This is a genomic window from Rhodopseudomonas sp. P1, from assembly GCF_039642825.1.
In the GTDB taxonomy this organism is placed as follows: Bacteria; Pseudomonadota; Alphaproteobacteria; order Rhizobiales; family Xanthobacteraceae; genus Rhodopseudomonas; species Rhodopseudomonas palustris_H.
In genome coordinates, this window is the sequence record NZ_CP088006.1 from 2,410,065 (window position 1) to 2,423,750 (window position 13,686).

14 protein-coding genes are annotated in these 13,686 nt (G+C 64.9%); 3 read left to right on the forward strand and 11 right to left on the reverse strand.

The window, feature by feature from the left end:
• Positions 1–2 precede the first annotated feature (2 nt).
• Complete coding sequence (gene groL / locus LRC39_RS11175; protein ID WP_107344129.1) at positions 3–1,643, reverse strand: chaperonin GroEL; 1,641 nt, start codon at positions 1,641–1,643, stop codon at positions 3–5.
• Between the two features lie 152 nt (positions 1,644–1,795).
• The gene (groES, locus tag LRC39_RS11180; protein WP_013503045.1) at positions 1,796–2,110 is read right to left on the reverse strand and encodes a co-chaperone GroES; all 315 of its coding nucleotides are present in this window, start codon (positions 2,108–2,110) and stop codon (positions 1,796–1,798) included.
• 441 nt (positions 2,111–2,551) lie between these two features.
• Between groES and LRC39_RS11185 the strand changes: the two genes are divergently transcribed.
• On the forward strand, positions 2,552–2,836 hold the full coding sequence (locus LRC39_RS11185; RefSeq protein WP_264055468.1) for an usg protein: 285 nt from the start codon (positions 2,552–2,554) through the stop codon (positions 2,834–2,836).
• Between the two features lie 212 nt (positions 2,837–3,048).
• Here the strand turns inward: LRC39_RS11185 and LRC39_RS11190 are convergent, their stop codons facing one another.
• A complete protein-coding gene (locus LRC39_RS11190) occupies positions 3,049–4,299 on the reverse strand; it encodes a NupC/NupG family nucleoside CNT transporter (protein ID WP_346297298.1) in 1,251 nt (416 codons plus the stop codon).
• Positions 4,300–4,479: 180 nt separating this feature from the next.
• Here LRC39_RS11190 and LRC39_RS11195 point away from each other — a divergent pair, with 180 nt between their 5' ends.
• Together LRC39_RS11195 and LRC39_RS11200 are read left to right on the forward strand one after the other, a co-directional pair.
• Entirely contained in the window at positions 4,480–5,580 is a 1,101-nt protein-coding gene (locus LRC39_RS11195; protein ID WP_346297299.1) for a RuBisCO large subunit C-terminal-like domain-containing protein, read from the forward strand.
• Positions 5,570–6,067, forward strand: coding sequence for a cupin domain-containing protein (locus LRC39_RS11200; RefSeq protein WP_346297300.1), 498 nt, complete (start codon positions 5,570–5,572; stop codon positions 6,065–6,067). The genes LRC39_RS11195 and LRC39_RS11200 overlap by 11 nt, the downstream gene beginning before the upstream one ends.
• 6 nt (positions 6,068–6,073) lie before the next feature.
• Here the strand turns inward: LRC39_RS11200 and LRC39_RS11205 are convergent, their stop codons facing one another.
• The 8 genes from LRC39_RS11205 to LRC39_RS11240 form a co-directional block, all read right to left on the reverse strand.
• Complete coding sequence (locus LRC39_RS11205; RefSeq protein ID WP_346297301.1) at positions 6,074–6,448, reverse strand: protease inhibitor I42 family protein; 375 nt, start codon at positions 6,446–6,448, stop codon at positions 6,074–6,076.
• Between the two features lie 68 nt (positions 6,449–6,516).
• Positions 6,517–7,269, reverse strand: coding sequence for an SDR family oxidoreductase (locus tag LRC39_RS11210; protein WP_346297302.1), 753 nt, complete (start codon positions 7,267–7,269; stop codon positions 6,517–6,519).
• Positions 7,270–7,349: 80 nt separating this feature from the next.
• The gene (locus LRC39_RS11215; protein WP_346297303.1) at positions 7,350–8,510 is read right to left on the reverse strand and encodes a GNAT family N-acetyltransferase; all 1,161 of its coding nucleotides are present in this window, start codon (positions 8,508–8,510) and stop codon (positions 7,350–7,352) included.
• Between the two features lie 255 nt (positions 8,511–8,765).
• Complete coding sequence (locus LRC39_RS11220; protein ID WP_346297304.1) at positions 8,766–9,275, reverse strand: GNAT family N-acetyltransferase; 510 nt, start codon at positions 9,273–9,275, stop codon at positions 8,766–8,768.
• Between the two features lie 18 nt (positions 9,276–9,293).
• Positions 9,294–10,040: a peptidase gene (locus LRC39_RS11225; RefSeq protein WP_346297305.1), complete on the reverse strand. Its 747-nt coding sequence runs from the start codon at positions 10,038–10,040 to the stop codon at positions 9,294–9,296.
• A gap of 107 nt (positions 10,041–10,147) precedes the next feature.
• Positions 10,148–10,975, reverse strand: coding sequence for a transglutaminase family protein (locus LRC39_RS11230; protein ID WP_346297306.1), 828 nt, complete (start codon positions 10,973–10,975; stop codon positions 10,148–10,150).
• 51 nt (positions 10,976–11,026) lie between these two features.
• Positions 11,027–11,971, reverse strand: a complete 945-nt coding sequence (locus LRC39_RS11235) for an alpha-E domain-containing protein (protein WP_263991521.1) — start codon at positions 11,969–11,971, stop codon at positions 11,027–11,029.
• Positions 11,972–12,081: 110 nt separating this feature from the next.
• Entirely contained in the window at positions 12,082–13,500 is a 1,419-nt protein-coding gene (locus LRC39_RS11240) for a circularly permuted type 2 ATP-grasp protein (RefSeq protein WP_346297307.1), read from the reverse strand.
• Positions 13,501–13,686: the final 186 nt, after the last annotated feature.

Consider the following 13,686-nt stretch of genomic DNA (forward strand, 5'->3'; position numbering starts at 1 on the left):
ACTTAGAAGTCCATGCCGCCCATGCCGCCGCCCGGGGGCATCGCGGGGCCGCCGGCGTTCTTCTTCGGCAGTTCGGCGATCATCGCTTCGGTGGTGATCAGCAGCGCGGCCACCGAGGCGGCGTTCTGGATCGCGGTGCGCACCACCTTGGTCGGGTCGATGATGCCCTTCTTGACCAGGTCGCCGTATTCGCCCGACTGCGAGTCGAAGCCGAACGCGTACTGCTCCTTCTCGAGCACCTTGCCGACGATCACCGAGCCGTCTTCGCCGGCGTTGATGGCGATCTGACGGGCCGGGGCGGAGAGGGCGCGACGCACGATCTCGACGCCGGTCTTCTGGTCGTCGTTCTTGGTCTTGAGGCCCTTGAGCTGCTCGGAAGCGCGCAGCAGAGCGACGCCGCCGCCCGGGACGATGCCTTCCTCGACCGCGGCGCGGGTGGCGTGCATCGCGTCATCAACGCGATCCTTGCGCTCCTTCACCTCGACCTCGGTCGCGCCGCCGACGCGGATCACCGCGACGCCGCCGGCGAGCTTGGCCAGACGCTCCTGCAGCTTCTCGCGGTCGTAGTCCGAGGTGGTCTCCTCGATCTGCGCCTTGATCTGCGCGACGCGGGCTTCGATGTCGGCCTTCTTGCCGGCGCCGTTGACGATCGTGGTGTTCTCCTTGTCGATCATCACCTTCTTGGCGCGACCCAGCATCTGCAGGGTGACGTTCTCCATCTTGATGCCGAGGTCTTCCGAGATCGCCTGGCCGCCGGTCAGGATCGCGATGTCCTGCAGCATGGCCTTGCGGCGGTCACCGAAGCCCGGCGCCTTGACGGCCGCGACCTTGAGGCCGCCGCGCAGACGGTTGACGACGAGGGTGGCGAGGGCTTCGCCTTCGACGTCTTCGGCGACGATCACCAGCGGCTTGCCGGTCTGCACCACGGCTTCGAGCAGCGGCAACAGCTCGTTGAGGTTGGAGAGCTTCTTCTCGTTGATCAGGATGTAGGCGTCGTCGAATTCAACGCGCATCTTGTCGGCGTTGGTGACGAAGTAGGGCGAGATGTAGCCGCGGTCGAACTGCATGCCCTCGACGACATCGAGTTCGGTCTCGAGCGACTTGGCTTCCTCGACGGTGATCACACCCTCGTTGCCGACCTTCTTCATCGCGTCGGCGAGGAACTTGCCGATCTCCGAGTCGCCGTTGGCCGAGATGGTGCCGACCTGAGCGATTTCGTCGTTCGAGGTGACCTTCTTGGAGTTCTTGACGAGGTCGGCGACGACGGCTTCCACCGCGAGGTCGATACCGCGCTTCAGATCCATCGGGTTCATGCCGGCGGCAACCGCCTTGGCGCCTTCGCGGACGATCGCCTGGGCCAGCACGGTCGCGGTGGTGGTGCCGTCACCGGCGGCGTCGGCCGACTTCGAGGCGACTTCGCGCACCATCTGGGCGCCCATGTTCTCGAACTTGTCGTCGAGCTCGATGTCCTTGGCGACGGTGACGCCGTCCTTGGTGATGCGCGGCGCGCCGAACGACTTGTCGAGGACGACGTTGCGGCCCTTCGGACCCAGCGTGACCTTCACGGCGTTGGCGAGAATGTCCACGCCGCGCAGCATGCGGTCGCGGGCGTCGACGCCGAATTTGACTTCTTTAGCGGACATAAGAGGTTTCCCTTGGGTTGGATCGTTGTCTCCTCATCCTGAGGAGCGGACCGCAGGTCCGCATCTCGAAGGATGAGCGGTCTCAGCGTGTGGAGCTCACCCTTCGAGACGCGCCTTGCAGGCGCTCCTCAGGGTGAGGGACAGCCAAAGGCTCAGGCGGCCTTCTTCTTGGCGCCGGCGTCGGTGATGACGCCCATGATGTCGCTTTCCTTCATGATCAGCAGCTCTTTGCCGTCGATCTTGACCTCGGTGCCGCTCCACTTGCCGAACAGCACGCGGTCACCGACCTTGAGGTCGATCGGGATCAGCTTGCCGGCTTCGTCGCGGCCACCCGGGCCGACGGCAACGACTTCGCCCTGCGAGGGCTTTTCCTTGGCCGTGTCAGGAATGATGATACCGCCGGCGGTCTTCTCTTCGGCGTCGATGCGCTTGACCACGACGCGGTCGTGAAGCGGACGGAAGTTCATGCAAGTCCTCCTAAGTGTCTGAACTTGTTTCAGAAATCGAAATATTGGCAGTCGCGGACATTGAGTGCCAGCGCGACACGGACGAGATAGTCGAGGGTTTTCGGGAGACAAGGGCTGCGCGCGAAATTTTTAGCACTCGCGCGGAACATCTGCCAAACACCGTGAACGACGATGCGGCGACAATCAAGCCCCGACGATCCCGTGCCCTTGGTGCCCCTGTTAGCACTTGTATTAAGTCGCTGCTAAGGCTGCATTTTTCCGCATCTGCCGTCGATTTTTGACTTGAGATGCCCAGTCCAGATGCGTCACATTTTCAGGTGCGCGGGGTGGGCAAGTGAAGACCGGAGCCCAGCACCGCGGGGACAGCAGACGGAAGGACGGCATTCCCAGGCAATCCCGGTCGCGAACTGTTGCGGAATGCTGGTTCGGGAAGGAGGATTTATGGTCGAACGAGGTGCAGTTTCTGAAGACTTCAGGAAGCAGGTGCTCGGCTACGGTCTGACGACGGCCGAGATTCTCTATCGCCGCCCCGACCGGCAGTGGCTGCTGCAGAGCTACACGTGGCAGGACTACGACCTGGCGCCCGATTTCCCCGCCCTGAATGACTTTCTCAGTTTCTGGAAGGCGAAGCTCGAGGGGCCGCTGTTCGCCGTCACCGTCGCGCATTCCAAGCTGATCAAGCCGGCCGAGCTGCGCGCGATCGACGGTGTCTTCAGATTGCACTGACTTCGTTATTGCCGGTCGGCGGTCCCTTCGTCGGCCGGCAGCGGATAGGGCGACCATTGCCGCGCGCCGCGGTCGTAGCGGCAGAGCGGCACGTTGAGCAGGGATCGATTGCGACAGTTACCGCGATACGGTTACGGCGCTGTTTCCACAGCGGCCGAGATTAGTTGTGCCGATGTTGGTGAGCGTCGAAAAACTGATCGCAGTGCGCAAGACTACGTCAATAGCCCCACCACCGCACCCATCAAGCAGGTGGTCAGTGTGCCGGACACGATCGAGCGCAGGCCGAGGGCTGCGATCTCTTCGCGGCGCTGCGGGGCCATTGCGGTCAGGCCGCCCAGCATGATGCCGAGGCTGCCGAAATTGGCGAAGCCGCACATCGCGTACAGCATGATCAGCTTCGAGCGCGGGTCGAGCGCATCGGGCGGCAGCTTTGCCAGCTCGACATAAGCGATCAGCTCGTTGAGGACGGTCTTGATCCCCATCAGCGAACCGGCGGTGACCGCCTGATCCCATGGCAGGCCGAGCAGCCAGCACACCGGCGCCATCAGATAGCCGAGCAGCCGCTGCAGCGTGATCGCTTCACCGCCGACATGCGGCAGCAGGCCGAGCACGGCGTTACCGAGATACACCAGCGCCACCAGCACGATCAGCATCGCGATGATGTTGAGCAGCAGTTCGAGGCCGGCTGCGGTGCCCTTGACGATTGCATCCATGCTGCTGACCGCGATCTGGCCGGGGTCGGCGAGTTCGCCGCCGGTTGCGCGCGCTTCGGTCTCCGGCACCATGATCAGACTGACCAGAATCGCGGCCGGCGCGCCGAGCACCGAGGCGATGACGAAGTGCGCGGCGGCGTCGGGCAGCACCGGCGCCAGCAGCGTGGCGTACAGCACCAGCACGGTGCCGGCGATGCCGGCCATGCCGCCGGTCATCACCAGAAACAGTTCGCTGCGGGTGAGCTGCGCCAGATAGGGGCGGATGAACAGCGGCGCTTCGACCATGCCGAGAAACACATTGGCGGCGGTCGATAGCCCGACCGCGCCGCCGACGCCGAGCGTGCGCTTGAGCAGCCAGGCCATGCCCCGCACCACCGGCGGGAGGATCCGCCAATAGAACAACAGCGTGGTCAGCACGCTCATCACCAGCACCACCGGCAGCGCCTGAAACGCGAGGATGAAATCGGCTCCCGGCGCCTTGATGTCGAATGGTGCCGGCGCGCCGCCGAGATAGCCGAACGCGAACGAGGTGCCGGCCCGGCTCGCCGCCGAGATCACGCCGACTGCATCGTTGATCGCGCTGAACGCCTGAGCGGCGCCGGGCAGCTTCAGCATCGCCACCGCAGTCAAAAGCGTGATGCCGAGCCCGATCGCGACCTGCCGCACCGACACGCGGTCGCGATTCTCGCCGAATGCCCAGGCGAGCATCAGCAGCGCGAACACGCCGAATCCGGATTGCAGTTGAAGCATGTCGTCCCCCGAGCCGAAGCCGATGGGTAGGCCAGGGCAGGGCGCGCTGGCAAGTCGACTAAAGCGCGGGCCGCTGGGGCGCGGCCGTCATCTTGGCTTCGTCGTGGGCGGCGACAGTGCGGCCGAACGGGTTGTGCTAGACAAGGCCGACACCTCGGACTTCCCGATATCGGATTGAACATGAGCGAGCGGATTATCGTCACCTATCAGGTCGCCTCGGCGCCGGGGGAGATCGCTGCCCGGGCCGAAGCGCTGGCGATCGAGCAGAGCGTCGAGTGTCCGCTGGCGGCGGTTACGGAGCAGCGGATCCGCGAGGAGATCGTCGGCCGGGTCGAGGCGATCACGCCGATCGGCGAGGCTCGTTTTTCGGTGCAGGTCAGCCTGGCGAGCGCGACGGCGCCGGCCGAGCCCGGACAGCTCATCAACATGCTGTTCGGCAACAGTTCGATCCAGCCCGACGTGACGCTGGCCGACGTCGAACTGCCGCCGGCCTATCCGGCCGCCTTCGGTGGGCCGAGGCTCGGCATCGCCGGTCTTCGCGCCAAGCTCGGCACGCCGCGGCGGGCGCTGACTGCGTCGGCGCTGAAGCCGCAGGGACTGGCGCCGGAGGCACTGGCTGGGCTGGCGCACCGGCTGGCGCTCGGTGGTGTCGATCTGATCAAGGACGACCACGGCATTGCCGATCAGGCGTTCAGTCCGTTTTCGGCACGGGTGCCGGCGGTGGCTCGCGCGGTGCGCGAGGCCTGCGACTCTCGGGGCGCCGCGACGCTGTACGCGCCGCATGTCTCCGGTTCGCTCGACGACATGCGGCGGCAGCTCGACATTGTCCGCCGCGAAGGCCTGTCCGCGGTGATGCTGATGCCGATGATCATTGGGCTGGCCAACTTCCACCTGATCGCCAAAGAGGCGGAAGGGTTGGTCATGCTGGCGCATCCGTCGCTGGCCGGTGCGCAGCGGATCGCGCCCGATCTGCTGCTTGGCAAACTGTTCAGGCTGCTCGGGGCGGATGCGACGATCTTCCCGCATCACGGCGGCCGGTTCGCCTACACGCCGGAGACCTGTAGCGCGCTGGCGGACGCGGCGCGGCGCGACTGGTACGATCTGAAGCCGTGCCTGCCGGTGCCGGCCGGCGGTATCGCGATTGATCGCATCCACGAACTGCTGGCATTCTACGGCTCCGACGTGATGCTGCTGATCGGCGGCAGCCTGCTGGCGGCGGGCGAGCAACTGATCGAGCAGGCGGCGCGGTTCACCGCGGAGGTGGCAAGCCATGGCCAATGACGATTCAGCAACGCCGCACCCGACCGCGGGCGAGCGCCCTGGTGTCCGCGCGCAGACTGCCCCGGGCCGCTGGGATGGCGTCGCGGTGATGCCGTACAAGCAAACCGCCGAGGCGCCGTTCCAGGACGTCTCGCGGCAGCTTCTATTCTCTGATCCGAATCTCGCCTGCGAGTGGCGCTATTTTGAAGTCGACGAGGGCGGCTATTCGACGCTGGAGCGTCACGCCCATGTGCATGCGGTGATGATCCATCGCGGGCGCGGGCAGTGCCTGGTCGGCGACACGATCAGCGATGTCGGGCATGGCGATTTGGTGTTCATCCCGCCGATGACCTGGCATCAGTTTCGTGCCAATCGCGGCGACTGCCTTGGCTTTCTCTGCGTCGTCAATGTCACGCGTGACCGGCCGCAATTGCCGACGGCGGACGATGTTGCGGAGCTGCGTAAGAACGAACGCATCGCCGACTTCATTCGCACCGGCGGCGAGTAGCTGCGGTCAGCGTGGCGCGATCTCGACCGTGACGGTGTGGCGCTGCGCCGGGGCCTGGTTCTCCCAGTCGCGCAAGTAATCGAACACCGCGGTGGCGGTGCCGTCCTTGCGGGCGATGATGCGGAACGACCGGGTGCCGGGGACGCCGACCATCGGCTGGTGGACGACATCGCCGCCGCCCTGGCGGTAACCAGCATCGGAAATCTCGATCAGGTCGAGATTGCGGCTCGCTTTGGTGTCGAGATGCCAGCGATAGCCGGTCGACGGATTCTCTTTCAGGCTGAAGCTGGCTTCGCCGCCGACCGCGAGGCGCAGTGTCTCGGCAGTGTCGTCGGCCCGCGGCGGCGCGACGCCTGCAACCAGCGCAATGCCAGCCAGCATGCCGAGCAGTCCTAGTCGTCGGAAGGTCCTGAACGATGTCCGCATGTTAGATCCCGGAGGGACGCGGCTCAGCCGCGTCCGACGAATGGCATCTTGGTCGCCATCACCGTCATGAACAGGACGTTGGCGTCGAGCGGCAAGCCTGCCATGTAAGCCACCGCATCGCCGACCGCCTTCGCATCCATCCGCGGCTCGGCGATGGTGCGGCCGTCGGGCTGCAGCACGCCTTGTACCATGCGATCGGTCATCGGCGTGGCCGCGTTGCCGATGTCGATCTGGCCGACCGCGATGTCGTAGGCGCGGCCGTCGAGATTGCTGGCCTTGGTCAGACCGCTGATCGCGTGCTTGGTGGCGGTGTAGGCGGCCGAGAACGGCCGCGGCGCGTGCGCCGAGATCGAGCCGTTGTTGATGATACGGCCGCCGCGCGGGGTCTGATCCTTCATAATGCGGAACGCGTGCTGGGTGCACAGGAACGGCGCGGTGAGGTTGGTCGTCACCACCGCCTGCCACTGCTCCAGCGGCAGATCTTCGAATGGCACCGGCGGGGCGCCGATGCCGGCGTTGTTGAACAGCACGTCGAGACGGCCGTAGCGCTGCACGGTGGTGTCGAACAGCGTGGCGATCGATGCCGGATCGGCCATGTCGGCGACAACCGGCAGGCTCTCACCGAATTCGGCGCCGAGCTTCTGGGTCTCCTGCAGCAGTTGCAGCCGGCGCCCGGCCAGCACCACGGTGAATCCGGCCTGCATCAGCGCCAGCGCCGCGGCACGGCCGACGCCGGTGCCAGCGCCGGTGACGAGGGCGATCTTGGTGGTGGGCATTGGCGTCTTCCCGATGTTGTTTCTTGTTGGATGTCGCCGCGATCGTAGACGTTGTCTGCTCGGGCAACAAGCAAATCGGATTATCGATCGGCAGCAGCTTGGCTTGCCGGCCTTTTATCCAAGAATCGTTTGGCCCTCGACAGCCCGCTCTGCATCCGCCCTCGATAGGTCTGCAGCGTGTGCCAAGCGCGGTCCGATCGCAGCGCCGCCTCGCCGAGAAGAGTTCGCCCGGCGACAAACGACGCCAAGGTCACCTGCTGATTGGCAAAGCGATATTTGTAATCCTCGTCGCCACAGAGAAAGTCGATCGTCGTGGCGCCGTGATCGATCGACCAACGGATGTAGTCGAACAGCAGGATATAGCCGGGCGAGCTGCGATCGAAGGCGGCGTCGTACGTCGTAACGTAAGCCATCATCGTATCGTGCTGCATCAGATTGATCGTCATGGCGACGATCACGCCGTCTCGCTCAAGCACGAACACCCGAAGCAGTCCTTTGTCGGCGAGCACTTGCGCAAGCGTCTCCAGCATCGGCGAGCCCTCATCGAACAGCGGCGCCACCAGACCGTTCCGCTCGCACCAGGCACGCTTCAGGTCGGCACAGCGCCGCACCGCAGGGCCAATCGGCTCCTCGGGCGACAGCAGGCGGAATTCGACTTTTGCACCTTCCGACAGGCTTTTCAGCGAGCGGCGATAGTTTCGACGCGCATTTCCGGACTGCGCATCGAACCACGCCTGACTGCTGGCCCATGGGCCGACGACGCGGAGACTGGTGGCTTGCCGATAGTGCGGGCGCAGCGCGCGGCGATATCCAGATTTATCGTTGGCGAGTGTCCGCACTGCAGCCGTTGGCAGGAGATGGCCGAGGTAAACAGCATCGAAGCCGCCGTGCGCGTGGCTGTAGTCCCACATCCGTTCGAGCACCGACGGGTCGGCGGTTGGGCGCAGAAGGGCATCGCAGTAGTCGGAATAGTCCTTGGCGGCCCATTCGAGGACGCGGACGCCATGCTGGCGACAGATCGCAAGCGGCAGGACGGCCTCTAGAGTGTCGCCGCGCCACGCAAGGACGATAAACAGGCTCCGCCGTTCCCGATCGGGAAGCGCACCCCACCAAGCTGCGATCCAAGCGTGGCTCTGAAATACGACGGCGCCGGTGTGTTCCCACAGCGCCTCCCAGGCGGGGCCGATTTCCTGCAGGCGCTCTTCCGTCTGCACGATTTCCAGCCGTTCGCCGTTGGTCATTCTCACGTCTCTCAAGGTATTGTCGCAACTCAGTATGCTTGTGATGTCGGCCGACAACCTATCATTGAGGTAAGTCGAATTGAAAATGATCGCCAATACGAATGAAAAGGAGAGTTAATCAGGCTGGAATGTCTTTGCTGACTGTTCCAAAGATGCGCATTCGCGAGCTGTACGGAACGACCGCTGTGCTCGGTCTCGATCGACCTGCATCCCCTTCGACCGCGGTTGCTCCTTAGTATCAAGAAGACCCGCGATTCATCCGAGTTTGGCTGGACGACCCATGTAGCGTGCGTCGGCGCCGTAGCTGGCGAGCTTTTGGGAGAGCTCTTTGCTGTCGATTGGTTCGAAGCCCAGTCGCTGCCAAAACCGAACGGTGCCGCCAACAGCGACCAGCGAGATGTTGTCCGCAGTCTCGACGGCATGCTGTTCCAGCGTTGAGAGAATGGTCGCGGCCGCGCCGCCACCACGCGCTTCGGGAAGCAGCGCGATGTCGTGCAGATAATAGGTCGAGGCCGGCTGGGGAATGCGGCCGAGTAACGCGTTGAGCGCCGGCGGCTGCTTGAAATGCCACGGGTGGCTGATCAGATAGCCGCCGAGGCCATCAGCCGTTTCGAGCACGAAGCAGCCGCCCGGATGCAGCGCCAGCCGCTCGGCGAACACCGCGGCGTCTTCAGGATAGGCCGCATGCACCACCGCGGCGATCGCGTTGACGGCGGACAGATCGGCGGGCGTCATGCGGCGCCAGGTCGCAGTCTTGACGGTCATCATCTCGCGCCCGGTGCCTCACGCCTGATCCTTGTAGGGCGGGCGCGGGATGTTCTTGTGGGCGGCGCGAAGGGCGGCGGACCAGCGCGAGCGGAGGTCGTGGAAATACGGCTCGCCCGCCTCGATGCGGTGGTTGAGATCGGCATCGCAGACATCGGTGCGCACCACCAGCACGTCGATCGGCAGGCCGACGCCGAGATTGGAGCGCATCGTCGAATCCATCGAGATCAGGCTGGTCTTCAGCGACTCGTACAGTTCGATGTCGTAGGTGATGGCACGGTCGAGCACCGGCTTGCCGTATTTGTGCTCGCCGATCTGCAAATACGGCGTGTCGATGGTGCATTCGATGAAATTGCCGGCCGGGTAGATCATGAACAGGCGCATCCGCTCGCCCTTGATCTGGCCGCCGAACAGGAACGACACTTCGTAGTTGATGTCTTCCGCCTTGAGCGCCTGCGCCTCGGTGGCGTTGACGTGGCGGATCGCGCGCCCGATCAGCTGCGCCGCCTGAAACATGCTTGAGGCGCTGATCAGAGTCTCGCGCTCGCCGGTCTCGGTGTTCTCCAGGCCCTCGGTGAGGGTCGACAGCACCGACTGGCTGATCGACAGATTGCCGGCGCTCGCCACCGCCAGGATGCGGTCGCCCGGTTTGCTGAAGACATGCAGCTTGCGGAAGGTCGAGATGTTGTCGAGTCCGGCATTGGTGCGGGTGTCGGCGACCATCACCAGGCCTTCACGCACCAGAACTCCACAGCAATAGGTCATCTCGTCCTCGAACACCGGTCTGAAGGAAAGCGCGGCCGCGCAGAAGGCGGCCGGCTGCGGGACACTAGCCCATCCGCGCCGGCGGTCCAGCCCCCGAAGGGCGTAAGCTACTGCGACTGAAACTGCCGGCCGGCCTGATCGACCTTCACCGACACCGTCAGCGTCTCGAGGCCGCCGCCATAGCGGGTGCCGCGCACCGGGGCGGCGCCGAGATAGTCGAGGCCGATTGCGACGCGGGCATGGGCGTCGGTGGTGCAGATGCCGTTGGCCGGATCGAATCCGACCCAGCCCAGACCCGGCACATAGGCTTCGGCCCAGGCGTGGCCGGCGGGCTGGTGCACCACGCCGTCAGCGCGCAGGAAATGTCCGGAGACGAACCGGGCCGGCACGCCGCCGGCGCGTGCGCAGGCGATGAACACATGCGCGTAGTCCTGGCAGACGCCGCGGCGCAGCGTGAAGGCTTCGGACGCCGTGGTGCCGGAATGGGTCGGGTCGTCGTCGAAGGTGATGTGCTTGTTGATCGCCGTCATCAGCGCATGCAGGAAGCCGATCGTATCGCCGCTGCCGTCGCCGCGCAGCTCGCGCGCCAGCGCCTGCATCGGCGGCGCCAGATCGGTCAGCTCGGTCGGGCGCAGAAACAGCTGCGGCGGAAACCGCTCGTCGGCGCCCTTCAGCACGCCGCCGGTGTCGGAGGTCTCGATCAGCCCCTCGGCTGTGATGGTGAGGTCTTCAGTGGTGCCGACCGTCAGCACATGGGTGATGTTGCCGAACGCGTCGTAATGCATGTCCAGCCGGGTGTCGGAGGAGATGTCGATCTGCCATTCGGCGACGTACTGCCCGTCGTGGCTGCTCGGCGTGATCCGCAGCACCTGGATCACGCCGGTGGCGGGCGGCTCATAGTGATAGTTGGTGGTGTGCGTGATGCGCAGGCGCATGGCGTCCAGAGTCCGGTTGCGGCGGCGGGCAGGGCGCGCGCCTGTGCTCGATCAGATAAGATACTGCTTGGCGACGATTTCGCCGAGCCGGCTGTTGTCGGCGATGAATTCCTGGATGAATTCGTGGACGCCGCGCTGGAATATGTCGTCCATGTTGGAGTGTTCCAGCCGGTTGCGGATGGCGCGGGCATGGCGCTGGGAGGGGCCCTGGCGGCCATAGGCGACGCCGATCTGGTCGAGGTTGCGCACCAGATTGCCGTAGCACGAAGCGAGTGACCGCGGCAGGCTGTCGTTGAGGATCAAGAGGTCGGCGATCAGCCACGGCTTCAGCGTCTCGCGATACACCCAGTGATACGCGGTCAGTGCCGACACCGAGCGCAGGATCGACGACCACTGATAATAGTCGAGCGGACCGCCGACGTGCTCCTCTTCGGGCAGCAGCAGGTGATATTTGACGTCGAGAATCCGGGCGGTGTTGTCGGCGCGCTCGAGATGCACGCCGAGCCGGGAGAACCAATAGGCATCGTTGCGCAGCATGGTGCGATAGGCCGAGCCGTCGAACCGCAGCGAGGTCTCCTGCACGAAGCGCAGGAATTGCGTCAGCTGCTCGCGGGTCTTGGCACCCTTGCTCCAGTTTTCCTGCAGCTCGATCCAGGCCGAGTTGATGGTGTCCCACATCGCGCCCGTCAGCGCGGTGCGCACCGAGCGTGCGTTCAGCCGCGCCGCTTCGATGCAGTTGCGGATCGAGGACGGGTTGGAGGTCGACATCGACAGGAATTCGACGACGTTGGGCTCGTTGGCCTCGTCGTACTGCGCATAGAAGCTGGCGCTGACGCCGGCGGTCAGCAGCGCCGAATCCCATTCGTTGCCCTGGCCCGAATAGGTGTTCGGCAGCGCGGTGACGCGCAGCGTCGCCTCGATGGTCCGCGCCAGATATTCGGCGCGCTCGACGTAGCGGGACAGCCAGAACAGGTTTTCAGCGGTACGGGACAGCATGACTCATTCCGTCATTGCGAGGAGCGGAGCGACGAAGCAATCCAGCTTGCCGAGCGTGGCGCCATGGATTGCTTCGCTTCGCTCGCAATGACGCCTCCGATGTTGCGAACCTACTCATCCAGCACCCAGGTGTCCTTGGTGCCGCCGCCCTGGCTGGAGTTCACCACCAGCGAGCCTTCCTGCAGCGCGACGCGGGTCAGGCCGCCGGGCACCACGGTGATGCGGTCGCGGCCGGTGAGCACGAACGGCCGCAGGTCGACGTGGCGCGGGGCGAGGCCGGCTTCGGTGCAGGTGGGGCAGGTGGAGAGCGCGAGCGTCGGTTGGGCGATGAAGCCCTCCGGCTCGCGCTTCAGCTTCTCGCGGAACGCTTCGATCGTCGCCTTGGTGGCAGTGGGGCCGATCAGCATCCCGTAGCCGCCGGAGCCGTGGACTTCCTTGACCACCAGCTCGGACAGATGGTCGAGCACGTAGGCCAGGTCGCTCGGCTCGCGGCAGCGCCAAGTCGGGACGTTCTTCAGGATCGGTTCTTCGTCCAGATAGAATTTCACGATGTCCGGCATATAGCTGTACACCGCCTTGTCGTCGGCGATGCCGGTGCCGACCGCGTTGGCGAGCGTGACGTTACCGGCCCGATAGGCCGACATCAGCCCGGGCACGCCGAGCACCGAATCCGGGCGGAAGGTCAAAGGATCGATGAAATCGTCGTCGACCCGGCGATAGATCACGTCGACCCGTTTCAGCCCTTCGGTGGTGCGCATGAACACCTCGTCGTTCTTGACGACGATGTCGCGGCCTTCGACCAGCTCGATGCCGAGCTTGTCGGCGAGGAACGAGTGCTCGTAATAGGCGGAATTGAACACGCCCGGCGTCATCAGCGCCACGGTCGGTTCCGACGACGAATGTGCGGGAGCCACCGAGCGCAGCGCGGTCAGGAGTTCGTCCGGATAGCGCTCGACCGGCGCGATGCGGTGCCGCGCGAACAGATCCGGAAACAGCCGCATCATGATCTCGCGGTTTTCCAGCATGTAGGAGACGCCCGACGGCGTCCGCGCATTGTCCTCCAGCACGTAGAAATGCTCGTCGTCGACCCGGACGATGTCGATGCCGGCGATATGGACGTAGACGTCGTGCGGCACCGCCTGGCCGTTCATCTCCGGGCGGAACACCGGGTTCTGGAAGATCAGGTCGTCAGGGATCACGCCGGCGCGCAGGATGTCGCGGCCGTGATAGATGTCGCGCAGGAACATGTTGAGCGCGCGGACGCGCTGCTTCAGCCCGAGCTCCATCCGCGCCCATTCCTGCGCCGACAGAATGCGCGGGATGACGTCGAACGGGATCAGCCGCTCTTGCGCTTCCGCGTCGCCATACACCGCGAAGGTGATGCCGATGCGGCGAAACAGCAGCTCGGCTTCCTGGCGTCGATGGGTCAGGGCTTCGGGCGGCGTTTCGCCGAGCCAGCGGGACAATTCCTGATAGGCCGCGCGAACATCGCCGCCGGGGCCGTTCATTTCATCAAACGCAACTGCCATGAAACCAGTCTGATTCCCCACAATGCTGCGTAGAGTGCAGCATGGAACACAGCAGTAGCAAGGGCCGGGCCAGCACGATATGGAAGGAGTGGACGGTTTTTGACCGCGGGTTCACAATGTTGCCCGCAATTCAGGCGGCGTGTTGCTCAATTCAGCGGCAGGCGTCTTCGGAACGGGCAGAGCTTG